The organism is Streptomyces sp. V3I7, assembly GCF_030817495.1.
Classification (GTDB): domain Bacteria; phylum Actinomycetota; class Actinomycetes; order Streptomycetales; family Streptomycetaceae; genus Streptomyces.
Genome location: NZ_JAUSZK010000001.1, coordinates 5,421,074 through 5,444,521, shown reverse-complemented (window position 1 = coordinate 5,444,521; position 23,448 = coordinate 5,421,074). Strand labels below are relative to the sequence as shown.

The 23,448-nt window shown below is 71.0% G+C and carries 26 protein-coding genes; 16 read left to right on the top strand and 10 right to left on the bottom strand.

The window, feature by feature from the left end:
* Positions 1-538 precede the first annotated feature (538 nt).
* Complete coding sequence (locus tag QFZ74_RS25315) at positions 539-1,765, top strand: IS110 family transposase (RefSeq protein ID WP_307623133.1); 1,227 nt, start codon at positions 539-541, stop codon at positions 1,763-1,765.
* A 5-nt stretch (positions 1,766-1,770) separates the two neighbouring features.
* On the opposite strand, the gene QFZ74_RS25310 is transcribed toward QFZ74_RS25315, so the two are convergent.
* Together QFZ74_RS25310 and QFZ74_RS25305 are read right to left on the bottom strand one after the other, a co-directional pair.
* On the bottom strand, positions 1,771-2,382 hold the full coding sequence (locus QFZ74_RS25310) for a hypothetical protein (RefSeq protein WP_307623132.1): 612 nt from the start codon (positions 2,380-2,382) through the stop codon (positions 1,771-1,773).
* Between the two features lie 162 nt (positions 2,383-2,544).
* Positions 2,545-2,958: a helix-turn-helix domain-containing protein gene (locus QFZ74_RS25305; protein WP_307623131.1), complete on the bottom strand. Its 414-nt coding sequence runs from the start codon at positions 2,956-2,958 to the stop codon at positions 2,545-2,547.
* 115 nt (positions 2,959-3,073) lie between these two features.
* Between QFZ74_RS25305 and QFZ74_RS25300 the strand changes: the two genes are divergently transcribed.
* Positions 3,074-4,531, top strand: coding sequence for an MFS transporter (locus QFZ74_RS25300; protein ID WP_307623130.1), 1,458 nt, complete (start codon positions 3,074-3,076; stop codon positions 4,529-4,531).
* A gap of 519 nt (positions 4,532-5,050) precedes the next feature.
* Here QFZ74_RS25300 and QFZ74_RS25295 read toward each other — a convergent pair.
* A complete protein-coding gene (locus QFZ74_RS25295; RefSeq protein WP_307623129.1) occupies positions 5,051-6,295 on the bottom strand; it encodes an RNA-guided endonuclease TnpB family protein in 1,245 nt (414 codons plus the stop codon).
* Positions 6,296-6,322: 27 nt separating this feature from the next.
* On the opposite strand from QFZ74_RS25295, the gene tnpA reads away from it, so the two are divergent.
* Entirely contained in the window at positions 6,323-6,739 is a 417-nt protein-coding gene (tnpA, locus tag QFZ74_RS25290; protein WP_307623128.1) for an IS200/IS605 family transposase, read from the top strand.
* 126 nt (positions 6,740-6,865) lie between these two features.
* On the top strand, positions 6,866-8,650 hold the full coding sequence (locus QFZ74_RS25285; protein WP_373462433.1) for a BCCT family transporter: 1,785 nt from the start codon (positions 6,866-6,868) through the stop codon (positions 8,648-8,650).
* Positions 8,651-8,682: 32 nt separating this feature from the next.
* Here the strand turns inward: QFZ74_RS25285 and QFZ74_RS25280 are convergent, their stop codons facing one another.
* The 3 genes from QFZ74_RS25280 to uraD are packed head-to-tail and all read right to left on the bottom strand — an operon-like array spanning position 8,683 to position 11,907.
* Positions 8,683-10,080, bottom strand: coding sequence for an 8-oxoguanine deaminase (locus tag QFZ74_RS25280; RefSeq protein WP_307623127.1), 1,398 nt, complete (start codon positions 10,078-10,080; stop codon positions 8,683-8,685).
* Between the two features lie 28 nt (positions 10,081-10,108).
* On the bottom strand, positions 10,109-11,008 hold the full coding sequence (pucL, locus tag QFZ74_RS25275; RefSeq protein ID WP_307623126.1) for a factor-independent urate hydroxylase: 900 nt from the start codon (positions 11,006-11,008) through the stop codon (positions 10,109-10,111).
* A gap of 5 nt (positions 11,009-11,013) precedes the next feature.
* The gene (gene uraD / locus QFZ74_RS25270; RefSeq protein ID WP_307623125.1) at positions 11,014-11,907 is read right to left on the bottom strand and encodes a 2-oxo-4-hydroxy-4-carboxy-5-ureidoimidazoline decarboxylase; all 894 of its coding nucleotides are present in this window, start codon (positions 11,905-11,907) and stop codon (positions 11,014-11,016) included.
* A 290-nt stretch (positions 11,908-12,197) separates the two neighbouring features.
* Between uraD and QFZ74_RS25265 the strand changes: the two genes are divergently transcribed.
* From QFZ74_RS25265 to QFZ74_RS25240, 6 genes are all read left to right on the top strand, one after another.
* Positions 12,198-12,374 carry a hypothetical protein gene (locus QFZ74_RS25265; RefSeq protein ID WP_307623124.1) on the top strand — a complete coding sequence of 59 codons (177 nt, stop codon included), beginning with the start codon at positions 12,198-12,200 and terminating at the stop codon, positions 12,372-12,374.
* Positions 12,371-12,859: an MrpF/PhaF family protein gene (locus tag QFZ74_RS25260; protein WP_307623123.1), complete on the top strand. Its 489-nt coding sequence runs from the start codon at positions 12,371-12,373 to the stop codon at positions 12,857-12,859. Before QFZ74_RS25265 ends, QFZ74_RS25260 begins: the two co-directional genes overlap by 4 nt.
* Complete coding sequence (locus QFZ74_RS25255) at positions 12,852-13,142, top strand: DUF4040 domain-containing protein (protein WP_307623122.1); 291 nt, start codon at positions 12,852-12,854, stop codon at positions 13,140-13,142. Before QFZ74_RS25260 ends, QFZ74_RS25255 begins: the two co-directional genes overlap by 8 nt.
* Positions 13,139-13,930: an MnhB domain-containing protein gene (locus QFZ74_RS25250; protein WP_307623121.1), complete on the top strand. Its 792-nt coding sequence runs from the start codon at positions 13,139-13,141 to the stop codon at positions 13,928-13,930. The genes QFZ74_RS25255 and QFZ74_RS25250 overlap by 4 nt, the downstream gene beginning before the upstream one ends.
* Positions 13,931-13,999: 69 nt before the next feature.
* Positions 14,000-14,347, top strand: coding sequence for a sodium:proton antiporter (locus tag QFZ74_RS25245; protein WP_307623120.1), 348 nt, complete (start codon positions 14,000-14,002; stop codon positions 14,345-14,347).
* A 5-nt stretch (positions 14,348-14,352) separates the two neighbouring features.
* Entirely contained in the window at positions 14,353-16,116 is a 1,764-nt protein-coding gene (locus tag QFZ74_RS25240) for a complex I subunit 5 family protein (RefSeq protein ID WP_307623119.1), read from the top strand.
* A gap of 30 nt (positions 16,117-16,146) precedes the next feature.
* On the opposite strand, the gene QFZ74_RS25235 is transcribed toward QFZ74_RS25240, so the two are convergent.
* The gene (locus QFZ74_RS25235; RefSeq protein WP_307623118.1) at positions 16,147-16,707 is read right to left on the bottom strand and encodes a hypothetical protein; all 561 of its coding nucleotides are present in this window, start codon (positions 16,705-16,707) and stop codon (positions 16,147-16,149) included.
* Between the two features lie 39 nt (positions 16,708-16,746).
* Positions 16,747-17,283: a hypothetical protein gene (locus QFZ74_RS25230; RefSeq protein ID WP_307623117.1), complete on the bottom strand. Its 537-nt coding sequence runs from the start codon at positions 17,281-17,283 to the stop codon at positions 16,747-16,749.
* Positions 17,284-17,398: 115 nt separating this feature from the next.
* Here QFZ74_RS25230 and QFZ74_RS25225 point away from each other — a divergent pair, with 115 nt between their 5' ends.
* A complete protein-coding gene (locus tag QFZ74_RS25225) occupies positions 17,399-18,091 on the top strand; it encodes a UdgX family uracil-DNA binding protein (protein WP_307623116.1) in 693 nt (230 codons plus the stop codon).
* Positions 18,088-18,456, top strand: a complete 369-nt coding sequence (locus QFZ74_RS25220; RefSeq protein ID WP_307623115.1) for a low affinity iron permease family protein — start codon at positions 18,088-18,090, stop codon at positions 18,454-18,456. Before QFZ74_RS25225 ends, QFZ74_RS25220 begins: the two co-directional genes overlap by 4 nt.
* 31 nt (positions 18,457-18,487) lie before the next feature.
* Here QFZ74_RS25220 and QFZ74_RS25215 read toward each other — a convergent pair whose 3' ends face one another.
* On the bottom strand, positions 18,488-18,838 hold the full coding sequence (locus QFZ74_RS25215) for a helix-turn-helix domain-containing protein (protein WP_307624268.1): 351 nt from the start codon (positions 18,836-18,838) through the stop codon (positions 18,488-18,490).
* Between the two features lie 56 nt (positions 18,839-18,894).
* Complete coding sequence (locus tag QFZ74_RS25210; RefSeq protein WP_307623114.1) at positions 18,895-19,152, bottom strand: hypothetical protein; 258 nt, start codon at positions 19,150-19,152, stop codon at positions 18,895-18,897.
* Positions 19,153-19,403: 251 nt separating this feature from the next.
* Here QFZ74_RS25210 and QFZ74_RS25205 point away from each other — a divergent pair, with 251 nt between their 5' ends.
* The 4 genes from QFZ74_RS25205 to QFZ74_RS25190 all read left to right on the top strand — a co-directional run bounded on the left by QFZ74_RS25205 (position 19,404) and on the right by QFZ74_RS25190 (position 23,446).
* Positions 19,404-20,399 carry a lytic transglycosylase domain-containing protein gene (locus tag QFZ74_RS25205; RefSeq protein ID WP_307623113.1) on the top strand — a complete coding sequence of 332 codons (996 nt, stop codon included), beginning with the start codon at positions 19,404-19,406 and terminating at the stop codon, positions 20,397-20,399.
* Positions 20,400-20,499: 100 nt separating this feature from the next.
* A complete protein-coding gene (locus QFZ74_RS25200) occupies positions 20,500-21,540 on the top strand; it encodes an RNA polymerase sigma factor (RefSeq protein WP_307623112.1) in 1,041 nt (346 codons plus the stop codon).
* 194 nt (positions 21,541-21,734) lie between these two features.
* A complete protein-coding gene (locus QFZ74_RS25195; RefSeq protein ID WP_307623110.1) occupies positions 21,735-22,679 on the top strand; it encodes an ABC transporter ATP-binding protein in 945 nt (314 codons plus the stop codon).
* The gene (locus tag QFZ74_RS25190) at positions 22,676-23,446 is read left to right on the top strand and encodes an ABC transporter permease (RefSeq protein ID WP_307623109.1); all 771 of its coding nucleotides are present in this window, start codon (positions 22,676-22,678) and stop codon (positions 23,444-23,446) included. Before QFZ74_RS25195 ends, QFZ74_RS25190 begins: the two co-directional genes overlap by 4 nt.
* Positions 23,447-23,448: the final 2 nt, after the last annotated feature.

Genomic DNA, 23,448 nt, shown 5'->3' with positions numbered 1-23,448 from the left:
CGAGTACTGGGCTGCGACGCCTCCGGCGAACCGGGTCTGCTGAGACCTCCGCATAGAGCGGCGCGCGGCCCCAGTGCTCGGTGTGGTGGCGGTTGCGTGGACGCGGGGCGGACGCCTACTGAGGTCCCCGGCCATGATGCCTCGACCCAGAGCGAGCGCTGTTCGACGTCTTCGTGGCCGCCACCACGCAGCAGGGGTGTGGGCGCCCGCCGGGGCCGGACGGACATCTGAAGCCTGCACGGTCCGCGAGACCCAGGCTGAGACCTGATGCCGCCCGGCGCCGCCGAACGTCAACACCAGCCACTTGATCACTCGTTGGTGTTGGTGGTGCGAGCCCGCCACGCGGTGACCCCTTGATACGCCCGAGCCATTCGAGCTCCCGCGCAGACCGGGGCCCGTGGGGTGCGCTGGTGCCACGAACGGCTAGTGAGGTGTCGGCCCGACCCTGCTGCGGTCGAGGCCTGGGATTAGGTCGCTCGCGTGGCCCGCATGCGCTCGTGACCAGCGCAAACACCCGGCACATAGGGGAGGGAACACCTTGATCTACTGCGGAATCGACTGGGCAGAACGTACCCACGACGTCGCCCTGGTCGACGACACCGGCACGTTAGTGGCCAAGCGGCACATCACCGACGACGCGGCCGGCTACAAAGTCCTGCTGGAGCTGCTTGCCGAGTACGGCGACACCGAGGAGAACCCGATCCCGGTGGCGATCGAGACATCCCGGGGCCCACTCGTTGCCGTGCTGCGGACCGGGACGCGGAAGGTGTTCGCGATCAACCCGATGGCGGCCGCCCGCGACCGTGACCGCCACTCCGTCTCGCGCAAGAAGTCCGACCCCGGCGACGCCCTCGTCCTGGCGAACATCCTGCGCACCGACATGCACGCCCACCGGCCCCTGCCCGACGACAGCGACCTCGGTCGTGCCATCGGCGTCCTGGCCCGCGCCCAGCAGGACGCTCTGTGGAACCGGCAGCAGATCGCCAACCAGCTCCGCTCACTGCTGCGCGAGTACTACCCGGCCGCCCTGGACGCCTTCGCCGTATGGGCCAACGGCCTATACCGCCCAGAGGCCCGTGAACTCCTCAAGGCCGCCCCGACCCCTTCACGAGCCGCACGGCTGACCCGGACACAACTCCAGGCCGCACTCAAGCGGGCCGGCCGCAAACGCGGCATCGAGGCGGAGGCCGACCGCCTCCGCGACGTCTTCCGCGCTGAGTGGGCCCACCAACTGCCGCTGATCGAGGACGCGCTCGGCAAGCAGATGCTCGCCCTCCTCATCCATCTGGAAGCCGCCTGCACCGCCGCCGACCAGCTCGCTGAGGCAGTGGAGGAGACGTTCCCTCAGCACCCGGACGCCGAGATCTTGCTGAGCTTCCCCGGCCTCGGCATCCAGCTCGCCGCCCGGATCCTGGCTGGGATGGGGGACGACCGCACCCGCTTCGCCGACGCCCGTGGCCTGAAGGCGTACGCCGGCTCCTCGCCAATCACCAGGGCCTCGGGGAAGAAGTCGTCGATCACCCGCCGATGGGTGAAGAACGACCGGCTCAACCATGCCGGCTACCTCTGGGCCTTCGCCGCCCTTCGCCACTCACCCGGAGCCGACGCCCACTACCGGCGCCGCCGCGAGATCGGCGACTGGCACGCCGCCGCTCAGCGCAACCTGTTCAACCGCATGATCGGCCAGCTCTGCCACTGCCTCCAGCGCCGCAAGTTGTTCGACGAGCAAACGGCGTTCCCCATCGAGCTCGCCGAAGCGGCCTGATGCCATCACAGTTCCGCTGAGTGATCGGCGCACTGAACTCGCCAGGCCGCGCTGACTTCAGCGAGCATCTGGCGGGCTACCTCGCGGCCGTCGGGACGTGGTGCCGGCATCCTCGGGCCAGCCAGATCGCGGCCGGTGAGTGACCGGGCTGAAACGGCAGCCCAGTCGTCTCGGTGGACTACCGCGACGTGCCCCTCTACACGGGCCTGTTTGTCCTGCCAGTCGTCGGGCGGGGCCATCAGGATCCGTAGGGCTTGTTCGTCAACCCACTCCAGCTCCAGGACCTGCCGGCCGATCTCGTGCTCGATGAGCGATCGGGTTTCGCTGGTCTTGAGATGCAGGAGCAGCAGTTCCCCCTCGAAGAAGTAGCCGCCGTCGTATCGGCCGGTGCCGACTGCCAGAAGTGGGAGCGCGGGATGGAAGGCCATCGCATGCACAGGGAAGCGCGAGTGAACGAGGACGCGGCAGCTCAGATCGGACGTGTCATAGACCGCTACCGGGACCGGGACGTCATATCCGCGCCTGCCCGCCACGGCCAGCAGACCATCCCGCTCTTCCCGCACAGCCAGGGCGGGTTCTTCCAGCGCGGAGAGGGGATGAGGGTCTGCTGCAGTCACACTCATGATCTTCGCAGGCCTTGAGGCAGCCGGGAAGCGTCTTGTTGCTGGGACCTTCCGGCACAACCAGGACAACCTGCCAAGCCCGACAATCGAACGCGACGTTCGCCCCGCTTGACGGCGTAGCAACGTGAGGTGTCTATGCGGTCAGGGCACTAGCCGTCACCGCGCCGCCTGCGCGCCGAGCAACTCCGGTCGGTGCTCGGCGTCGTAGGCGGCGCGTGCCTCGGCGATGTGCAGACGGTTGCGCTCCGCCCAGTCCGTCAGGCGTTGCAGGGTTTCGTGCAACTCATATGCCACCGACGTCAGTTCGTACTCGACCTTTGGCGGCACCGTCGGGTACACCGTGCGCGTCACGAGTCCGTCGCGTTCGAGGTTGCGCAGGGTGAGCGTCAGCATGCGACGGCTGATGCCCTCGATGCTGCGCTCCAACTCGGTGAACCGGATCGGGCCGTGGGCGGCCGCGACGAGAATCTGGACGCTCCATTTTCCGGCGACCCTGTCAAGAACTTCGCGGACCGGGCACGCGTGGGCGTTCACGACCTGGGTGGAAACACCCGTGTTCCTCTGGGACATCGAACTGCCTCCTTACCGTCCTGCCCATGGTCACCCATGATGAGCCCCGTTACAAGACGTGCACCAAGGGCACGCTCGGTTCCTTATCGTGCTTGCATGCGGAGGCCAAGAGGTCATGTCGATCACAGCCGAGTCACCGGCACGCGTGACGCCGTCTCGAACGTACTCCCGCTGGGCGTCCCTCGTCGTCCTGTGTGCGGGGACACTGATGACCATCCTGGACGGCAACATCGTCACCGTGGCAATGCCCGCCATCCAGACCGACCTGGGATTCAGCGGGCCGGGCCTCGCCTGGGTGGTCAACGCCTATCTGGTCCCGTTCGGCGGGCTGCTCCTTCTGGCCGGGCGGCTCGGGGACCTGGTGGGCCGCAAGCGGATGTTCACCGCCGGACTCGCCGTGTTCACCGCCGCCTCGGTGCTGGCAGGGCTCGCCACCAGCCAGACCGTCCTGATCGCCGCACGGGCCGTGCAGGGTGCGGGAGGGGCGACGGCGTCGGCCGTGGTGCTCGGCATGCTGGTCTCCCTCTTCCCTGAGCCGCATGAGCAGGCGCGCGCCATCGCGGTGTTCAGCGCGGTGGGCGCGGCTGGGGGAGCGCTCGGCACCTTCCTCGGCGGCGCGCTGACCCAGACCCTGAGCTGGCACTGGATCTTCCTGATCAACCTGCCGATCGGCATCGCTGCCTGGCTGGCCGCGATGCGTGTACTCGCGCCGGAGAGCGGCGCCGGGCTCGGCAAAGGGGCCGACTTCCCGGGGGCGGCACTCATCACGGGCGCCCTGATGCTGACCGTGTACGTCATCGTCGGTTCCGGCAGCCGCGACCTGACCGCCACCCTGCTCCTCGCGGGCCTCGCTCTCGCCCTGTTCGCAGCGTTCACCATCCGCCAGGCATGCGCGGCACGCCCGCTGTTGCGCCTGCGACTGTTCCGCTCCCGGCTGCTGACCAGCGCCAACGCGGTCCAGATCCTGATGATCGGGACGATGTACGGCTTCCAGTTCATCGGCGCGCTGTACGTACAACGAGTACTGGGTTTCGGCGAGTTGGCAACCGGTATGGCGTTCCTGCCGGCGCCGGTCACGATCGGACTGCTGATGCTGGGGCTTTCGGCGCGAACCATCGGCTGGTTCGGCGCCTATCGGGTGCTGCTGGCCGGGCTGGCACTGATCATCGCGGGCATGGCCCTGCTGAGCCGGGCCCCCGCAGACGGTTCGTACGTCGAGGACGTCCTTCCGCCGCTTCTCCTGCTCTCCGCCGGTTTCGCGGCAGCGATGCCCGCGCTGACCGGGCTCGCCATGTCGGGGGCGCGGGACGAGGACGCGGGACTGGCCTCCGGCCTGTTCAACACCACTCAGGTGGTGGGCGGTTCCCTGGGGCTGGCGGTGCTGTCGACGCTCGCGGCGACCCGCACCCATGGCCTGCTCCGCCAGGGCGCGGGACTGGTCACTGCCACGGCGGCGGGGTACCGGCTGGCATTCCTGGTGGGCACTGGGCTCGCGGTGGGAGCAGGGGCGCTCGCCGCGGTGGCGCTGCGCAGTAAGGTCCCGACATCTACTCGCAGGAGAGGGCGCGTATGACAGTGCGGGCGGTCGTTCGTCGGGGCGTCGGTGTGGGGGTGCGGATCGGGGTGTGGCCGGCGGGGGTCGGTGGGGGTTTGTGCCTCGTGGGGGCGCTCGTCTTCATGCGCGGTGGGCGGTGGGGAACCGTGTGGGCGCTGATCTCCTTGGGGACGTGGGGCGTTGCCGGGAGCATGGCCGGGGGTGTCGTGCTGGGGGTCCTCATCGGGGTCGTGCTGGCCGTCGCGCCCTGTCGGGTGATCGCGCGGCCGGTGCTTCGGGGGCTTCTCGCGGGGGCCGTCACGGGGGTGCCCCTCGCGGCGCTGGCCGTCGGCCTTCTGACCGGGGACGGCTACTCGCTTGCGAGCTACCCGCGTTCGGTTCATGTCCTCACGTGGTCGCTGATCCTGGTGGTCTCTCTGGTGGCCGCCGCGCTCAGTGCCGACATCGCCGGGACCGGTCGAACGTCCCTCCCGGCGAGCCCCTGCCGCGCGAGGCGGCGAGGGTACGGAACGGGCGCGTGTTGACGTGCTCCCTGGCCTAACGGCCGGGGATTCCGGCCTGGGTCGTCTGACCCTTCCGGGGGCTTCCTGCTTCACCGCGCTGTGCGGGCACGGGTGCCCGTCTTACCGGCGCTCCACAGGCGTTTAGCGTCTCCGCCCGTCCGGCGGCGACGATACGACGTCCCTCGAAGAGGACATTGCGGGCTGCGTTGTGGTCGCGGTCGTGCACGGTGCCACATGCCCTGCACGTCCACTTCCGGACGTACAGGGGCTTGGGTCCGTCGCGGAATCCGCAGGCCGAGCAGACCTGAGAGGACGGGAAGGCCCGGCCCACCTTGGCGAAGGTGCGGCCGTGCAGAGTCGCCTTGTACTCCAGCATGCCGACGAACGCGGACCATCCCGCGTCGTGCACGGACTTGGCGAGCCGAGTACGGGCCAGGCCGGACACCGCGAGGTCCTCCACGTACACCGCTTGGTTGTCGCGAATGATCTGTGTGGATGCCTTGTGGTGCCAGTCCCGGCGCCGGCTGGCCACCCTGGCGTGCTGGCGTGCGACCTTGATGCGGGCCTTGGCCCGGTTCTTCGATCCCTTGGCCTTGCGGGACAGCTCCCGCTGAAGGCGCTTGAGTTTCTTCTCCGCCCGGCGCAGGAAGCGCGGGCTGTCGATCTTCCTGCCGTCGGACAGGACGGCGAAGGCGGACAGACCGAGGTCGATACCGGCGTCGGTCTCCAGCTCAGGCAGGATGTCCAGCTCGGTGTCCACGACGAAGCTGAGGAAGTACCGGCCCGAGCTGTCCTTGGTGACGGTCAGAGACGTGGGCGCGGCCGGAAGCCGGCGGGACCACTTGACCTTGAGATCACCGACCTTGGCCACGTACACCGTGCCGTCGTCCTTCAGGGAGAAGGCGTTGGTGTTGAGGCGGAGCGACTGCCGGGTGTCCTTCTTCGACTTGTAGCGGGGAGGGCCGACCTTGCGGCCCTGCCGCTTGCCCTTGACCGAGTCGAAGAAGTTCTTGTAGGCGGTGTCCAGGTCCCGCAGAGACTGCTGCAGGACGACCGCCGACACATCCGCGAGCCAGGCCCGTTCCTCCGTGCGCTTGGCCTGGGTGATGCGAAGCCGGGACAGTTCGGCCGACTTCACGTACGGCAGCCCCGCCGCGTGCGCCTCCTTGCGGTCGCGCAGGCAGTCGTTCCACACCACGCGGGCGCACCCGAACGCCTGCGCCAGCGCACGGCGCTGGGTGCCGTCCGGATAGGCCCGGTAGTTGTAGCGGAGCTGCACAGCCAAGATCCTAATACGATTGGTCTCATGGAGGGGCAGAACGACTACAGGCGGGGCAGACACGTCGTTTCGGCGATGCATGTGCACTTGGTCTTCGTGACGAAGTACCGGCGCGGGGTGTTCAACGACGAGATGCTGACACGCTGCGAAGAGATCATGCGCAAGGTCTGCGAGGACTTCGAGGCGGAGCTGAAGGAGTTCAACGGCGAACGCGACCACGTACACCTCCTGGTCCACTACCCGCCCAAGGTCGCCGTCTCCAAGCTGGTCAACAGCCTCAAAGGCGTCTCCGCCCGCCGGATACGGCAGGAGTTCACCGGCCAGGTCAACCGCGCCATCACGCACGGACACCTGTGGTCGCCCTCGTACTTCACCGCATCATGCGGCGGAGCACCGTTGACGATCGTCCGCCAGTACATTGAGCAGCAAAAACGCCGGCTCTAAGGTGCACGTCAGAGCAGCCTTGAGATGCATTCATCCCGGCGTGAACGCCGGGGCCTTCTGCAAGAGCCCCGGTAAGGCGTAGCAAGATCGGATAGATCAGGCTTCCCTGCGCGAAAGGGGCGACACGTGCCGGACAAAGGGAAGGACGAGGGCGGTGGCGCCGACGACGTCGTGGTCAGGCACCTGCCGGGCAGCCCGCACGAGACGCGGCGCCCGGAGACCGACGTCGTCGTCTTCGGCGTCACGGCCGCGGCGACGCTCGCCTTCATCATCTGGGGCGCACTGGCCACCCAGTCTCTGAAGGACGTGTCCAACGCGCTCCTGCGCGGGCTGATGCACAACGCCGGCTGGGCCTTCGTCCTGGCCGCGTCCGCCTTCGTGGTCTTCGCCCTGTGGCTCGCGATCAGCCGCTACGGCAAGATCACGCTCGGGGCCGAGGGCGAGGCGCCGGAGTTCCGGACCGTGTCCTGGATCGCCATGATGTTCAGCGCCGGCATGGGCATCGGGCTGATGTTCTTCGGGGTCAGCGAGCCGCTGGCCCACTTCAGGAATCCCCCGCCCGGCACCGACCCGGCCGACGCGGCCCAGGCCATGGAGACCGCCATGGCCACCACCCTCTTCCACTGGACGCTGCACCCCTGGGCCATCTACGCCGTCGTGGGCCTCGCCATCGCGTACAGCACCTTCCGGCGCGGCAGACGCCAGCTGATCAGTTCGGTGTTCGAGCCGCTGCTGGGCAGGCGGCGCACCGAGGGATGGGGCGGCCGGGTCATCGACATCCTGGCCATCTTCGCCACGCTGTTCGGCTCCGCCGCGTCCCTCGGCCTCGGCACGCTGCAGATCAGCAGCGGCATCCGGGTGCTGGGCTGGCTGGGCACCGTCGGTACGGGCCTGCTCGTCGTCGTCATCGCCGTGCTGACCGCGGCGTTCGTGCTGTCCGCCGTGTCCGGCGTGGAGAAGGGCATCCAGTGGCTGTCCAACATCAACATGGTGCTGGCGCTGATTCTCGCCGTCTTCGTGTTCGTGGCGGGCCCGACGATCCTCATCCTCGACCTGATCCCGACCTCGGTCGCCGCGTTCCTCAACGACCTGCCGCAGCTGGCCGGGCGTACTGAGGCGTCGAGCGGCAAGGGCGTCGCCGACTGGCTGTCCAACTGGACGGTCTTCTACTGGGCGTGGTGGATCTCGTGGACGCCGTTCGTCGGCATGTTCATCGCCCGGATCAGCCGCGGCCGCACCATCCGGCAGTTCGTGGGCGGCGTGATCCTGGTGCCGAGCGCGGTCAGCCTGGTCTGGTTCGCCATCTTCGGCGGTACGGCGATGCGCCTGGACGAGGAGGGGCGGCTGGCGGGCGTGACCACCCAGGAGGGGCAGCTGTTCGGCGTGCTCCAGCAGTACCCGGTCGCCACCGCGACGAGCCTGCTGGTGATGATCCTCGTCGCGATCTTCTTCGTCTCCGGCGCCGACGCCGCTTCGATCGTGATGGGCACCCTCTCGCAGCGTGGCTCGATCGAGCCGACCAAGCCCGCCGTCATCTTCTGGGGCGTGCTCACCGGCGCGGTGGCGGCCATCATGCTGCTGATCGGCGGCGGTGCGGGTGACGCGCTCACCGGCCTGCAGAATCTGACGATCCTCGTCGCCGCCCCGTTCACCCTGGTGATGGTGGGCCTGTGCTGGGCCCTGATGCGCGACCTGCGGCGGGACCCGCTGATCGTGCGCGAGGACAAGGGCGCGGAGGCCATCGAGCACGCGGTCATCGCGGGACACCGCAGGTTCGCCGGCAAGTTCCGGATCCGTATCGGACCGGCCCCGGACAGCGGCCCTCACAAGGCTCACCAGGGCAACCCGGAGGACCCCGAGCCCCACCCCGAGCCCGAACCGGAGAAGCCCGAGCCCGGTTCCGGCTCCTAGCCCCGCCCGCCTGCCGCCGCCCCGCTCACCCCTCACCCCTCACCCGCGGCGACCCGCGCCAGCCGCCGCGCCTCCTCCCGCGTGGCGCGGGCGATCTCATCCTCGTCGGCGTGCAGCAGACGCCCGTTCTCCACGATCTGGCGGCCGTTGACGAAGGAGGCCGTGACCGGTGCCGCCGCGCCGAGGACGAGGGCGGCCACCGGGTCGGCGATCGAGGCGTGGGCGAGCGTGTCGAGGTTCCACAGAACGAGGTCGGCGAGCTTGCCCGGCTCCAGCGAGCCGGTCTCCCCGGCCCGGCCCAGGACTTGGGCGCCGCCGTACGTCCCCAGGCGCAGCGCCTGGCGGGCGTTCAGGGCGGCCTCGCGGTGGGTGCCCAGGCGGTTGATGAGCAGGGCGTTGCGCAGTTCGGTGTGGAGTTCGCCGGACTCGTTGGACGCCGTTCCGTCCACGCCGAGGCCCACCGGGACGCCCGCCGCCAGCATGTCGGGGACGCGGGCGATCCCGGCGGCCAGGCGGGCGTTGGAGGAGGGGCAGTGGGCGACGCCGGTCCCGGTCCGGGCGAAGGCGGCGATGTCGGAGTCGTTCATGTGGACGCAGTGCGCCATCCACACGTCCTCGCCGAGCCAGCCCGTCGAGGCGAAGTAGTCGGTCGGGCCCATGCCGAACAGCTCGTGGCAGAACTCTTCCTCCTCGACCGTCTCCGAGCCGTGCGTGTGCAGCCGTACGCCGAGTCGGCGCGCCAACTCAGCGCTCTGCCGCATCAGTTCGGTCGAGACCGAGAACGGCGAGCAGGGGGCGACGGCGACCTGGGTCATCGCGTCGAACGAGGGGTCGTGGTGCCGCCGTACGGTCTCCTCGGTCGCGGCGAGCGCGTCCTCCAGGGACTCGACGGCGAAGTCCGGCGGGAGGCCGCCGTCCTTCTCGCCGCGGTCCATCGAGCCGCGGGCGAGGGTGAAGCGGACGCCCAGCTCGCGGGCGGCGCGGATGACGGCGCCGGAGAGGTCGCCGGTGCCCCGCGGGTAGACGTAGTGGTGGTCCATGGCGGTGGTGACGCCGCCGCGGGCCATCATCGCCAGGGAGCCCCGCGCGGCCGTGTGCACCATCGGCTCGTCGATGCGCGCCCACGTCGGGTAGAGCGCGACCAGCCAGTCGAACAGGTTGTGGTCGGTGGCCAGGCCCCGGGTGAGCCACTGGTAGAAGTGGTGGTGGGTGTTGATCAGGCCGGGAGTCACCAGGTGCCCGGTCGCGTCGATGCGGCGTACGACGTTCTCCAGGCCCTCGGGGGCCCTGCCCTCGCCGAGCGCCTCGATGCGGTTGCCCGCGATGACGACGTACCCGCTCGCGTACTCCGTGTCGTCCGCGTCGACCGTCGCGATCGCGCAGTGCTCGATGACGATGCGCTGGGCTGCTGCCGTGGCCGTGGCTGCCATGGTCCGTCCTTGGTCGTCCCTGGGGTGGTCAGAGGTTGGTGAGGTCCACCGGGATGCGCGCCTCGCAGCCGTCGCGCAGGACGGTGGCCTCGATCAGGCCGTAGGGCCGGTCGGCGGCGACGTACACCTCGTTGTCGTTCTTCAGCCCGAAGGGTTCGAGGTCGACGAGGAAGTGGTGCTTGTTCGGCAGGGAGAGGCGGACCTCGTCGATGTCGTCCTGCCGCTCGATGATCCGGGAGCCCATCCGGTACAGCGTCTGCTGGAGGGAGAGGGAGTACGTCTCGGCGAAGGCCTGGAGCAGGTCCGCGCGGGCCCGCGCGTAGGAGGCGTCCCAGTCGGGCGCCGGCTGCGCGTCGTCGGTCCAGTTCAGCCGCCAGCGGGCGGTGACCTCGGTGGCGAGGACGCGGTCGTACGCCTCCGGGAGCGTCGTGTACTTGTCCTTGACGTAGCCCCGGAACTCGGAGTCGGTCGAGTTCAGGACCACCAGGTCGGCCAGCCCCGACACGACCTCCCAGGCGGAGCCGTCGTAGGTGACCTGCGCGAGCCGGGTCTCCTGGCCCTTGCGGACGAAGGAGTGCGGGGCCGGCTCGCCCTCGCAGGTCGCGATCCGCTCCCAGGCGTACTCCTCGATGCGGACCCGCGCCCGGTGTATCGGCTCCTGCGAGGCGACGAAGTGGCGGGCGAGGTGGATGCCGAACTGCTCGGCGGAGTCGATGCCGTGCTCCTTGGCGAACGCGTACACCGTGTTCTTGGTGGTGTCGGTCGGCAGGACGGTGGCGTTGGCGCCGGAGTAGTGGACCTCGTCCATGGCGCCGCTCAGCGACACGGAGACGTTGAGATCCTTGATGCGGTGGGTGGCGCCGTTCCGCGTGATCCTGACGACGCGGCACTCGGCCTTGCCGTACTGGTTCTGTCCCAGGGTGGGCATATGCGCTAGCTCCCTCGGTATACGGAGTAGCCGAACGGGTTCAGCAGCAGCGGTACGTGGTAGTGCTCCCCGGCCTCGACGGCGAAGGTGACCGCCACCTCGGGGAAGAACGCCCCCGCGGTGCTGTCCGGACCGGGTTCCCGCTGCTCCAGGTACGGCTCGACGGCGAAGTCGAGCCGGGCGTGCGTGGTCCCGGCGGGCAGAGCCGGAAGGTCCTTGCACCGTCCGTCGGCGTCGGTCGCGGAGCCGCCGGCCGGCCGCCAGTCCGCGCTCCGGCCGCTCCGTGCGGACAGCCGTACGCCGACGCCCTCGGCGGGACGGCCGACCGAGGTGTCCAGGATGTGGGTGGAGACCGAGGCGGTGGTACCGGTCGGGTCGGTCATGGCGGGGGCGTCCTCTTCGGCGAGTCGGGCGAGGCGGATGCGGTTGATCCTGCCCAGCTCGGTGCGCACGACCTCGCGTTCCCGCTCCGGCGCGTTGCCGAGCCGCTCCCGGGCCGCGTCGCGCATCTGCTCGGCGGTGCGGCCGGTGGCGCAGATCAGGAAGACGTGGCCGAACTTCTCCTGGTAGGCCAGGTTCAGTTCCAGCATCTCCGCCTTGAGCTCCTCGGACGCACCGGCCATGCCCCGCTGCTCGCGCGCCGACGCCGGATCGCCCGGCGTGGGGCGGCCGATCGGCGGGTGCCCGGCCATCGCCTCGGCCAGGTCCTCGGCGGTCAGCTCGGCCATGGCGGCGTCACCGGCGGCGCAGAGGGCGCCGGTGGTGGCGTAGGGGCGGGCGGCGAGCAGGCGCCGGGCCCAGGCGGCCGAGGCGCACGTCTGGAGGAGCACGGCCAGGGCCGCGGGCTCCTCGAGGGCGTTGAACCGGGCCAGGCCCGGCGGCGGTGAAGTCGACGTCACGGACGCCTCCGTGGCCGCGAACGGCCGTGTCGTGAACGGCGTTGCCTGTGCTGTGCGGTGGTCTCGGCTGCTGCGTGGGCGGACCCGCCGTCGTGCCGACGGGCTGCCGCCAGCTAACGCCCTCCGCGCCACAGCGTCAACAGTTTGTTGAAGATTTGGGGTGCGGTGGATGCCCTCGTGCCCCGGCCCGCGGGCCTCGCGTGGCGCTGGTGGGGCGGCGGCGCCGGGTGGTTTCATGTCGGACGTATTGGACCGTCGGGTCGGACCGTCGTGCGGTGGAGGAGGCCGGGGTGAGGGCGAAGGCCGGCGCGGTCGCCGAGTTCCTCGCCTGGTGGGCCGCGCTCTGGGCGCTGTGGCTGGTGCTGATCAGCCGCGTCGACGGGCTGGAACTGCTGGTCGGCGGCTCGGTGGCCGCCCTCGGGGCGCTCGCGGCCGGGGCCGCCCGGCGGGCGGTGGTCGACCGGTGACCTCCTGGCCGTGGTCGGTGGCGGCGCTCTTCCTGCTGGTGGTGGGCCTCGGGCCCGCGGTCCGCGGCGTCGCGACCGGTCCGCTGCGCCGCCGGGTCGTCGCCCAGAACACGGCCACCCTCGTCGTGTGCCTGGTCTTCCTGCTGCTGGCCCAGGGGTACGGCCGCACGTCGTACGTCGACCTGGCGCTGGTCCTCGCCGTGCTCGGCCCCGCCGGGACGCTCGTGTACGCACGCCTGCTGGCCGCCGACCTGGAACGCGACCCGCCCCGCACACGCGGTGGCGTCCTCGCGGCCGTCGCCCTCACCGTGCTGGTCGTCATCCCCCTGTGCGTGGTGACCGGGCCGGGCCGGGCGATGGCCAAACTCCTGGTCGTCGGGGCGCTGTTGATCACGGGCAATGTGGTCGCCTCGCGCGCGCTCGGCGGCCGGCAGCCGAAGGAGCCGGAGAAACAGAAGGAGCCGGAGGAGCCCGAGCATGGATGACGTCCTCGTCGCGGTGAGCCTGCTGCTCGTCGCCGCCGCGGCCACGGCCGCCGTCGCGACGGACGACCCCGTGCGCCAGGCGCTGATGCTGTCCCTGCTCGGACTCACCCTCGCCGTGCTGTTCACCGTGCTCCAGGCCCCCGACGTGGCCCTGTCGCAGCTGGCCGTCGGCTCCGCGCTGACCCCGCTGCTGATCCTGCTCACGGCACGCAAGGTGCGCAGACGCGGCCGCGACGAGGACCGCGCCGAAGACCGCGAGAAGGACGGGAGGCGGGACGGGTGAGCCACCGGCTGCGTGCGTGCGTCCTGGCCGTGGGCCTGCTCGGCCTCGCCGCCCTGCTGGCCGCCGCGGCCGCCCGGCTGCCCGGCTTCGGCGGCCTCGTGCACCCGTACGGCGACCGCGCCGTGCACGCCTCGCTCGCCCGGCATACCGCGAACGTCGTCGCCTCGGTCAACTTCGACCAGCGCGCCTTCGACACGCTCGGCGAGGAGAGCATCCTGTTCGGGGCGGTGCTCGGCACCGTCGTACTGCTGCGCCAGACCCGCGACGAACGGGAGGTCGAGCCCGCTGCGGTGCGGGTCAGCCGGTCGGTGTGCCGCTACGCGCTCCTCGCGCTGCCCGTGACGCTCGTGATCGGCCTCTACGTGATCGCGCACGGCCAGCTCAGCCCGGGCGGCGGCTTCCAGGGCGGCGTCGTCGCGGCGACGGCCCTGCACCTGCTGTACATCGCCGTCGACTACCGCGCACTGGAACGCATCCGCCCGGTGGGGATCTACGAGGTCGTGGACGCCGTGGGTGAGGCCGCGTACCTGGTGATCGGGGTCGCGGGACTGCTCGCCGGCGCCGCGTTCCTCGCCGAATTCCTTCCGTACGGCACCTTCAACACGCTGGCCTCGGGCGGCACGGTGCCGCTGCTGAACGCGGCGATCGGCATGGAGGTGGCCGGTGCGGTGATCGTGCTGCTCGCCCGCTTCCTCGACCAGGCCGTCGAGATGGAGTCCGGGAAGGACGGCATCGACGGCGGCTCCACCAACAACTCCGGGAACGGCTCCGGGAACACGAAGGTATGAGCGACAAGAAGGCACGAGCGACACGGACGTACGCGCCGCACGCGTCCGCACGGAGGTGAACGACACCCGATGTCCGTCCTGCCCTACCTGGTGGCCGCCTGGCTCCTGCTCGTCGGTTGCCTCGGCCTCGCCACCAGCCGCAACCTGATCCACGCCGTCGGCTGCCTGGCGGTCTGCCAGGCCTCCACCTACGTACTGCTGCTCGCCGTCGGCTACCGCCGGGGCGGCACGGCGCCGGTGCACTCCGATCTGCGGCCCGGCTCGCGCCCGTTGGTCGATCCGGTCGTGCAGGCGCTCTGCCTCACCGATGTCGTGGTCGGCGCCACGGTCACCGCGCTGCTGCTGGCGCTGGTGATCCAGGTGTCCAAACGGCACGGCACCGTGGTCCCGGACGAACTCTCCGGGCTGCGGGGATGAACGGGATGAACCGTCTGCTGCCGCTGGTCGTGGCCGTCCCGCTGATGGGGGCGGCCCTGCTCGTCGCCGTCGGTCGCCGGGTGCCCCGGCCGGTCGCCGAGGCCGTGGGCGGTGCGGTCGCCGCGGCCACGACGGGGCTCGTCGTGTGGCTGCTGCTGAGCCGTCCGGTGCCCGACGTCGAGTGGGTCGGCGGCTGGACGCCGGTGGACGGCGGCCCGAGCGTCGGCATCGTCCTGCGCGCGGGCCCCCTCGCGCTCGGGCTCGCGGCGCTGGTGTCGCTGCTCGTCGTGGCCGTACTCGTGTACTCCTGGCGGTACTTCGCGGAGCCGCCCGAGCGGCAGGCGGGCGCGTTCCCGGCCCTGGTGCTGCTGTTCCAGGCGGGCATGACCGGCTTCGTCCTCACCGGCGACCTCTTCAACGCCTTCGTCTTCTTCGAGCTGATGAGCGTCGTCGCCTACGCCCTCACCGGCTACCGCGTCGAGGACCCCAAGGCCGTCCAGGGCGCGCTCACCTTCGGCGTCGTCAACTCCCTCGGCGCCTACTTCCTCCTGACCGGCATCACCCTGCTGTACGCCCGCACCGGCGAGCTGGGTATGCGGGCCATCGGGCGGCGTCTCGACGAGCAGGGCGGCCCCGACGCGCTGGTCCTCGCCGCCTTCGTGCTGGTCCTCACCGGGCTCCTGGTCAAGGCGGCCGCCGTGCCCTTCCACTTCTGGCTGCCCGACGCGCACGCGGTCGCGCCCACGCCGGTGTGCATGCTGCTGTCGGGCGTGATGGTGGAACTGGGCGTGTACGGCGTCGGCCGCGTCTACTGGTTCGTCTTCTCCGGCTCCGGCGGTATCCCGGCCCCCGACGCCCGCCGCGCCCTGGTGGCCCTGGGCGTGCTCACCGCGCTCGCCGGCGCCGTCATGTGCTGGCTCCAGCGCCATGTGAAACGGCTGCTCGCCTACTCGACGGTCGCGCACACCGGGCTGTTCCTGACCGGCGTCGGCCTGCTGACCCCGGAATCGACGACGGGCGCGGCCCTGTACGTCCTCGGGCACGCGGGCGTGAAGGCGGCGCTGTTCGCCTGCGGGGGCATCCTGCTCGACCGCTACGGCAGCATCGACGAGCACGAACTGCACGGCCGCGCCCGCCGACTCCCGCTCGTCGCCGCGCTCTTCGTGACCGGCGGCCTGGCCCTCACCGGGCTGCCCCCGTTCGGCTCGGGGCTCGGCAAGGCGGTCACCGAGGAGGCCGGCGGTACGGCGCTCACCGTCCTGTTCGTCGCCGTGTCGGCGGTGACCGGCGGGGCCGTACTACGGGTGGCGGCGCGGGTGTTCGGCGGTCTCGGGGCACGGCCCACCGAGGAGCCGTCGTACGAGACGAAGGGCGAGGAGGAGGAGCCTGAGACGCAGGGCCTGCTGGGACGCGTCCCCGACTCCATGCTGGCCGTGCCCGCGGCCCTGCTCGCCGCTTCGCTCGCCGTCGGTGTGGTGCCGGGTGTGGCGGTGGCCGTCGGGCACGCGGTGGACGAGGCGCTGGACACCCCGTCCACCGCGCCGCCCCACTGGTCCGTGCACGGCGTGCTGCTCGGCCTGCTGTCGACCGCGCTCGCCGCCGCCCTGGCGGCCTGGTCCGTCCTGCGGCCCGTGCCGGCGCGGCCGGGCGCCTGGACGAAGCCGCTGCGCCGTGTCCACTCCGGGCACATCGGCGACTACGTGGCCTGGCTGGCGCTGGGCACGACGCTTCTCGCCGCGCTGGTCCTGCCCGGGGTCCTACCAGGGTGAGGTACGTATTACAGGCACGCCCCACGGACGTCAGGCGTGGAGCAGTTGGTTGAAGAAGGTCCGGTACTGCTGGAGCGCCATGCGCAGCCCCTCGGTCTCGACGGGCTCACCGCGGCTCCACTGGGCCTCGAGCTCCTTCTTGTGGTCGGCGAACGTCGCGGCGAGGGACTGGATCACCTCGGCGACCAGGGCGTCCGCCTCACGGACGGCGTCCTTCGGGTCGTCGACGAAGGTGCCCTGGACCGATTCCCAGCGCGTGCGGAACGACTCGGCCTCCTCACCGGCGATGAGCGGTTCCCCGCTCGTCTCGACGGTCTCGGTCACCTCGGTCTCCTCGGCCTCGTCGGCGTCGGGTTCCTCCGTGCCCTTCTTCGGCACGGACACGGCCTCGCCGGGGTAGGCGGCGCGGGACCGCTCCGGCTCGACGCCCTCGTCCGGGCGGCGGTCCGGATGCTGGTCCGGACGGTCCGGGCGGTGGTCCGAGCGCTGCTCCGGGCGGTGCTCCGGGCGGGCCAGGTCCTCGGTCGTCAGGTCGCCCTTCTCCCTCGGGTCGGTGTTCGGTGCGGTGCGGTTGGTGTCGTTCTCTGCCATGACCGATCGTCCCCATGTCCTTTTCCCGCCTGTCTTTTCTCAGGCGCCGAGCAGCTCCTTGAAAAGGGAGCGGTAATGCACCATCGCGCCACGCAACTCCTCGGTGGTCGCCTCGCCGTGTTCGCTGCGGACACTGATGTCGTGGGCGTCGCGGTAATGCTCCAGCGTGCGTGCGTGTTCGACGGAAAGGTCCTTGAGCTGCTGGTCGAAATCCTCCGTGGGATATCCGCGGTCCTTCATGACCCGGGTGACCAGACGGTCCGCGTCGTCGACGCTCTGCCCCGGCTGGTCCACGAAGCGTTCCTGAGTCGTCCGCCACTCCGCGGCGTACCGCTCGCGGTCCTCCTCGGGCAGCTCCCTGATGTCGAGATCCCGGTGCCGCTTCTCCCGGGAGTGCAACTCACGCTCGGCCGAGCGCTTGCCTTCCCCGGATTTCACGGCCCGCTCGTACTCGGGCCCGAAACGCTGCTGCAGATGGCGGCGACGGCGCGTGAAGAGCCATATTCCCGCCGCGATCAGCAGCAGAAGAACCACGATGGGGACGATAATGGCGACAAGCGTTTCAGTGGTGGTCATCGCGTCTCCCCATCACGTCGTTTCCGGGAGTTCCTCCGAATTCAGGTCCTCCCTCACCTCTGCGAGTACCCCCGTGAGGCGACTTCACCTGGCGGGAGTACGGAAAGGACGCGTTGTGCACGACGGACAGGGTTACGACGCCACGCCCTTCCTCCCCGGGCGCCGGGCGCGGCTGCCCGGCCTGCGGAAGGCGGCCGCGGAGTGCCACGGGTGTCCCCTCTACCAGGACGCGACCCAGACGGTGTTCGGCGAGGGGGACGCGGACGCCCGGGTGCTGCTCCTCGGAGAGCAGCCCGGCGACCAGGAGGACCGGCAGGGCAGGCCGTTCGTGGGCCCGGCGGGGAGGGTGCTGGACCGCGCCCTCTCCGACGCCGGCATCGATCCGGGCCGCGCGTATGTCACCAACGCGGTCAAGCACTTCAAGTTCACGATCCCCGAGGGCCGCAAGCGCCGTATGCACAAGGCCCCGAACCTGCGGGAGATGACGGCGTGCAGGCCGTGGCTGGTGGCCGAACTGAGCGTGGTGTCACCGGAGGTGGTCGTCGCCCTGGGCGCCACGGCGGGCAAGGCCCTGCTCGGCCCGCGGTTCCGGGTCGCAGAGCAGCGCGGCACTCTCCTGCCCTGGCCCGGCCTCGACGGCGGCGACGAGGGGATCGGCGGGCTGGTGGCGACCATCCATCCCTCCGCCGTCCTGCGCGCCGACGACCGCGAGGCGGTGTACGACGGTCTCGTCGCCGACCTGCGGGTCGTCGCGGACGTCCTCGGGGACGGCGACGGGCGGGGACGGTCAGGCGTGGCCGCCCGATGATGATCCGGCATCCCGCGGACCGCGGCGGCGAGCAACGATCCGCGTTCGAGCGGTTCGCGGAAGGGGCGTCGACGTTCACCAGTTCGCCGGTCTTCTTCCTGCTCTGCCTGGCGATGGTCGCGGGCGTGGTGGTCGTGCACGCTCTCGAGCTGGATCCGGGCTGGCAGGTGCTGGCCGGGGACTGCATGACGGCGGTGACGCTGCTGCTGCTCGCGCTGCTGAAGAACTCGGAGTTGCGGGCCGAGCGCGCGATCCAGCGCAAGCTGGACGCCATCGCCGCCGCCATGCTCGAAGTCCAGGAGGGCGCGCCGGGCAAGGCTCATGACGACCTCAAGGCCGCCATCCGCTTGGAGGAGGAGATCTGACGAGGACATCCGAGGAGGACATCCCACGGCCTTACCGAGGCCGGCGCTCGTCTCCCCCGCCCGCCCTTGCCCGTTGCTCGCTCGCGTAGTTGAGGTAGTTGTAGATGGTGAACCGGCTGACGCCGAGGGCGCGGGCCACCGTCTCCACGCCGTGCCGTACGGAGAAGGCGCCGCGCGACTCCAGGGTCCGTACGACCTCCTGCTTGGCCTTGCGGTCGAGTTCGGCGAGCGGCCTGCCCTGTGTGCGCTCCATGGCGGCGAGCAGGTGGTCGAGGGACTCCGCGAGCTGCGGCAGGCGTACGGCGACGACGTCGGCGCCCTGCCAGGAGAGCACGACGTCGTCGGGGCCGGCCTCCCCCGGCGGGAGCAGCACGCCGCCCATCGCGTCGACCAGCGGTGTGACGGCGGCGATGAACGGCTCGTCGCCGGTGTCGTCGCTCACTGCTCCTCCCCGTCCGCGCCGATGACGTTGACCTGGAGCGAGATCCGGGTGGCGCCCGCCTCCAGGGACCGGCGCAGCACGGCGTCGACGGCGGTGAGGACGGCGTCGGCGTCGCCGTCCGCGGTGTTGCCGAAGGGACCGATGTCCACGGCGTCCAGGCCGGCCGCCTCGATGACCTCGCGGGCGGCCAGCGCGTGCGCGGGCGCCTGGTCGAGGTCGAAGGGCTCGGTGGTGAACTCGACTCTCAATCGCACTGTGCCCCCATGGGCCGGGGTCGTCGGCACCGGACCGCCTTGACCACTCGCTGAGACCTTAGCGAGACCCTAGCGGACATACGTGCGCCCCCGACTCCCGGAACTTCCACCCGCTCGCGGCGACGGACCCGCGGCCCGTCCGCGTAGAGCAGAGGACGGGATCCGTTCGGGGAGAGGGCCGCAAGGTGAGAGGTCGCGTACTCAGACAGACACTCGGGGGTGCCAGAGGCTCGGCGGTCGCCGCGGTGGCCATGGCCGCGCTGACCGCCTCGCAGGCGCCGGGCGTGGTCCCGGCACAGGCGTCGGAGCCCCCGCGGAAGGCGTCATTCGCCGAACACGGTCCCACCGTGTCCGGCGACACCCCCTACCGCACCGCGCTTCCGCCGCTGCGGACCGGCCACGCGCCGGAGCGTGACTCGGTGCCGGCGGTGACGAGGGGCGCCCTGCCCGCGACCGTGTTCGCGGCCTACCGGCGCGCCGAGGCGGCACTCGCCCGTACCGCGCCCGGCTGCGGGCTGCGCTGGCAACTGACGGCCGCGATCGGCCAGGTGGAGTCCGGGCAGGCGTGGGGCGGCCGGGTGAGCCGGGACGGTACGACCGTGCGGCCGATCCTCGGGCCCCGGCTGACCGGCGGTGCCTTCGCCGTCGTCCGGGACACCGATGGCGGCGCGTACGACGGGGACGCGATGTACGACCGCGCGGTCGGCCCGATGCAGTTCATCCCGTCGACCTGGGCCCGCTGGGGCGCGGACGGCAACGGCGACGGGTACGCGGACCCGAACAACGTCTACGACGCGTCGCTCGCCGCGGGCCGCTACCTGTGCACGGGCCCGGGCGGGACGAGGAACCTCGCCGACCCCGCCGACCTGGACCGGGCGATCCTCGGCTACAACCACTCGGTGGCCTATCTGCGGACGGTCAAGGCGTGGTACGCGTACTACCTGACCGGGCACCGCGTGGTGCCGGACCGTTCCGCCGGGGCCCCGGACCGGCCGGAGCCGTCGCGCCCGAGCACCCCCAAGCCCTCGCCGAAGCCGTCGGGCCGGGGAGCGGGCGCCGCACCGTCCCGTACGCCGTCCTCCCGGCCCTCCTCTTCCGCCTCACCCACCTCACGCGCCCCCGCCCCGTCCCGTCCGGCGGGCGCGGAGAAGACGGAGGCGCCGCTGATCCCAGTGCCCGAGCCGAGCCTCACGCTTCCCACGGGTGACCTGCTGTCGGACCCGGAGCCGCTGCCCGGCAACGGGTAGAACACGATGCGTGTCCCCCTCTCCACAACCGTGGATACCCGGCGGTAATCTCGCCATCCGCCGAAGCATGGAACCGGCAGGTGAGCGCGAGGGGGTCCACATGGCGAGGGAAAGGCCCGCCGGCATACCGGCCGCTGACGACCGTTGGCAGCGCATGTGGAGCCACCGCGAGCAGTTGCTCAAGGTGGCCCGGCGCCGGTCGATGAGCCTGGAGGACGCCGAGGACGCCGTACACGAGGCGATGCTGCGCGCCGCGGAGCGCCCGGATCTCGACGAGGAGCGCCTCGGCGCCTGGCTGACGACGGTGACCGTGCGGCTGTGCGTCGACCGGTACCGGCAGGTCAATCGGGAGACGGCGGTACGCGCCAGACCCCCGCTCCACTCACCGGGCCCGGTGCCCGTGGAGGAGGCGGTGTGCGACCGGGCGGAGGCCCGGTGGCTGGCGGTCCGGAGCGGGGAGCTGCCCGCCCGGCAGGCCGAGGCCCTGCGGCTGAAGTCCGAGGATCTGGACGTCGGACAGGTCGCGGTGCGGATGGGCCTGAGCTACCGGACCGTCGAGTCGCTCCTCGCGCGGGCCCGGCGGACGCTGCGCGACTCGCTGGCCGGGACCCTCGGACTCGCGCTGTTCCTGATCGGACGCGGCAGGCTGCGCGGCACCGGGAAGGCGGTGGCGGTCGCCTCCACGGCGGTGAGCCTGACGGTGGCCGGATTCGTGCTCCCCTACGCGCTCGGCGAGGGCCGTGCCACGGACACCCCGCCGCCCCGGCCGGCCGTGTCCGACAGCGCGCGGGCGCTCCGCACCGACGGCACCGATCGGCTGAGAACCCCGGAATCCGGCCGCCCCCCTCCCTCCGCGTCGACGGCCCCCGGGCCAGCGGCGACGACAAAGACGCCGGACGGATCCCTCGTACCGCTGTCCGTCCCGCCCCTGCCGGACGTGTCGGTGCCACCCGTCCCGGACGTCCCGGGCCTCCCGTCGGCCCCGCTGCCGAAGCTGCCGACGGCGCCCGCGGTTCCCCGGGCGCCCGACCTCCCGGTCCATCCGCCGCTCCCGACGGTCCCGTCCGTCCCGAACGCGCCCGCCGTCCCGTCCGTCTCCCTCCCTCCGGTGCCGGACACGCCGTCGACGCGCCTGCCCTGAGGCGGCGTCGGCCTGAACCGAACGGGACGAAGCCGTCGTGGCTCCGGGTAAACCCGTTCAGAAAAAATCCGGCCATCGTCGCGACGGACGCCCTGCCCCGCCCCGTAGAGCAGATGTCGAAGCTGCTCTACGGTCGCCACGAGCGACACGAGCGGCACGGGCGACGCGGGCGGCACGGGCGAAGGGTGGAGCGGATGGGTGTCGAGATCTGTGTGGAAGGGCTGACCAAGTCCTTCGGTCACCAGGTCATCTGGCAGGACGTCTCCCTGACGCTGCCCGCCGGTGAGGTCTCGGTCATGCTCGGCCCCTCGGGTACCGGCAAGTCGGTGTTCCTCAAGACGCTCGTCGGACTGCTGAAGCCGGAGCGCGGCTCGGTCGAGATCGCGGGCCAGGACATCACGAAGCTGCGTGAGCACGAGCTGTACGAGGTACGGAAGTTGTTCGGCGTGCTGTTCCAGGACGGCGCGCTGTTCGGCTCGATGAACCTGTACGACAACATCGCCTTCCCGCTGCGCGAGCACACCCGCAAGTCCGAGAGCGAGATCCGGCGGATCGTGCTGGAGAAGATGGACATGGTCGGACTGATCGGCGCCGAGGACAAGCTGCCCGGCGAGATATCCGGCGGCATGCGCAAGCGGGCGGGGCTCGCCCGGGCCCTGGTGCTGGACCCCGAGATCATCCTCTTCGACGAGCCCGACTCGGGCCTGGATCCGGTGCGCGTGGCCTACCTCAACCAGCTCATCGTCGACCTCAACGCGCAGATCGACGCGACCTTCCTGATCGTCACGCACGACATCTCCTCGGCCCGTCAAGTGCCGGACAACATCGGACTGTTGTTCCGCCGCGAGCTGGTCATGTTCGGCCCGCGCGAGAAGCTGCTGAGCAGCGAGGAGCCCGTCGTACGGCAGTTCCTGAACGGCCGGATGCAGGGGCCGATCGGGATGGCCGAGGAGAAGGACGCCGCCCAGGTCGAAGAGGAGCTGGCGCGGCTCGGCGACGTGGACCGCAAGGCCCGCCACGTCGGCAACGACATGACACCGCGCCTGCTCCCGGGCCCCGGCATCACCCGCCCGCCCCGCTGGGAGGCGATCGCGAGACGGGAGGCGGAGCTGCACCGGAAGGAGGTGGCGGACGCATGAGTCTGTCGCCGACCGGGGCGCTGAGGCACTCGGGCCGTCTGTTCGCGATGGCACTGGACGTCGTGCGGACCCTTCCCCGACGGCCTTTCCAGGCTCGGGAGTTCATCCAGCAGGCCTGGTTCGTCGCCAGTGTGACCATCCTGCCCACCGCCCTGGTGTCGATCCCCTTCGGGGCCGTCATCGCGCTGCAGATCGGCAGCCTGACTCGGCAGTTGGGCGCCCAGTCCTTCTCCGGTGCGGCCTCGGTCCTCGCGGTGCTGCGGGAGGCGTCGCCGATCGTCACCGCGCTGCTGATCGCGGGCGCGGGCGGCACGGCGATCTGCGCGGACCTCGGCGCACGCAAGATCAGGGACGAGATCGATGCGATGCAGGTGCTCGGCATCGACCCGATCCACCGGCTCGTCGTGCCCCGCGTGCTGGCCTCCATGGTCGTCGCCGTCCTGCTCAACGGCCTGGTGTCGGTGGTCGGCGTGGCGGGCGGCTACTTCTTCAACGTCATTCTCCAGAACGGCACACCCGGCGCCTACCTCGCCTCCTTCACCACCCTCGCCCAGCTGCCCGACCTGTGGGCCGCCGAGCTGAAGGCGCTGGTGTTCGGGGCGATCGCCGCGATCGTGGCCTCGTACAAGGGGCTGAACGCGAGTGGCGGCCCGAAGGGCGTGGGCGATGCCGTCAACCAGTCAGTGGTGATCACCTTCATGCTGCTGTTCGTGACCAACTTCGTGATGACCGCGGTGTACTTCCAGGTCGTCCCGCAGAGGGGTTAGCC

Excerpts from the sequence above, each read along its gene's own strand:
- QFZ74_RS25305 (WP_307623131.1), bottom strand. The coding sequence starts at position 2,958 with ATGTCCCAGAGGAACACGGGTGTTTCCACCCAGGTCGTGAACGCCCAC.
- QFZ74_RS25300 (WP_307623130.1), top strand. The coding sequence starts at position 3,074 with ATGTCGATCACAGCCGAGTCACCGGCACGCGTGACGCCGTCTCGAACG.
- tnpA (WP_307623128.1), top strand. The coding sequence starts at position 6,323 with ATGGAGGGGCAGAACGACTACAGGCGGGGCAGACACGTCGTTTCGGCG.
- QFZ74_RS25280 (WP_307623127.1), bottom strand. The coding sequence starts at position 10,080 with ATGGCAGCCACGGCCACGGCAGCAGCCCAGCGCATCGTCATCGAGCAC.
- pucL (WP_307623126.1), bottom strand. The coding sequence starts at position 11,008 with ATGCCCACCCTGGGACAGAACCAGTACGGCAAGGCCGAGTGCCGCGTC.
- QFZ74_RS25255 (WP_307623122.1), top strand. The coding sequence starts at position 12,852 with ATGGATGACGTCCTCGTCGCGGTGAGCCTGCTGCTCGTCGCCGCCGCG.
- QFZ74_RS25245 (WP_307623120.1), top strand. The coding sequence starts at position 14,000 with ATGTCCGTCCTGCCCTACCTGGTGGCCGCCTGGCTCCTGCTCGTCGGT.
- QFZ74_RS25240 (WP_307623119.1), top strand. The coding sequence starts at position 14,353 with ATGAACCGTCTGCTGCCGCTGGTCGTGGCCGTCCCGCTGATGGGGGCG.
- QFZ74_RS25235 (WP_307623118.1), bottom strand. The coding sequence starts at position 16,707 with ATGGCAGAGAACGACACCAACCGCACCGCACCGAACACCGACCCGAGG.
- QFZ74_RS25230 (WP_307623117.1), bottom strand. The coding sequence starts at position 17,283 with ATGACCACCACTGAAACGCTTGTCGCCATTATCGTCCCCATCGTGGTT.
- QFZ74_RS25220 (WP_307623115.1), top strand. The coding sequence starts at position 18,088 with ATGATGATCCGGCATCCCGCGGACCGCGGCGGCGAGCAACGATCCGCG.
- QFZ74_RS25215 (WP_307624268.1), bottom strand. The coding sequence starts at position 18,838 with ATGGGCGGCGTGCTGCTCCCGCCGGGGGAGGCCGGCCCCGACGACGTC.
- QFZ74_RS25205 (WP_307623113.1), top strand. The coding sequence starts at position 19,404 with ATGGCCGCGCTGACCGCCTCGCAGGCGCCGGGCGTGGTCCCGGCACAG.
- QFZ74_RS25200 (WP_307623112.1), top strand. The coding sequence starts at position 20,500 with ATGGCGAGGGAAAGGCCCGCCGGCATACCGGCCGCTGACGACCGTTGG.
- QFZ74_RS25195 (WP_307623110.1), top strand. The coding sequence starts at position 21,735 with ATGGGTGTCGAGATCTGTGTGGAAGGGCTGACCAAGTCCTTCGGTCAC.
- QFZ74_RS25190 (WP_307623109.1), top strand. The coding sequence starts at position 22,676 with ATGAGTCTGTCGCCGACCGGGGCGCTGAGGCACTCGGGCCGTCTGTTC.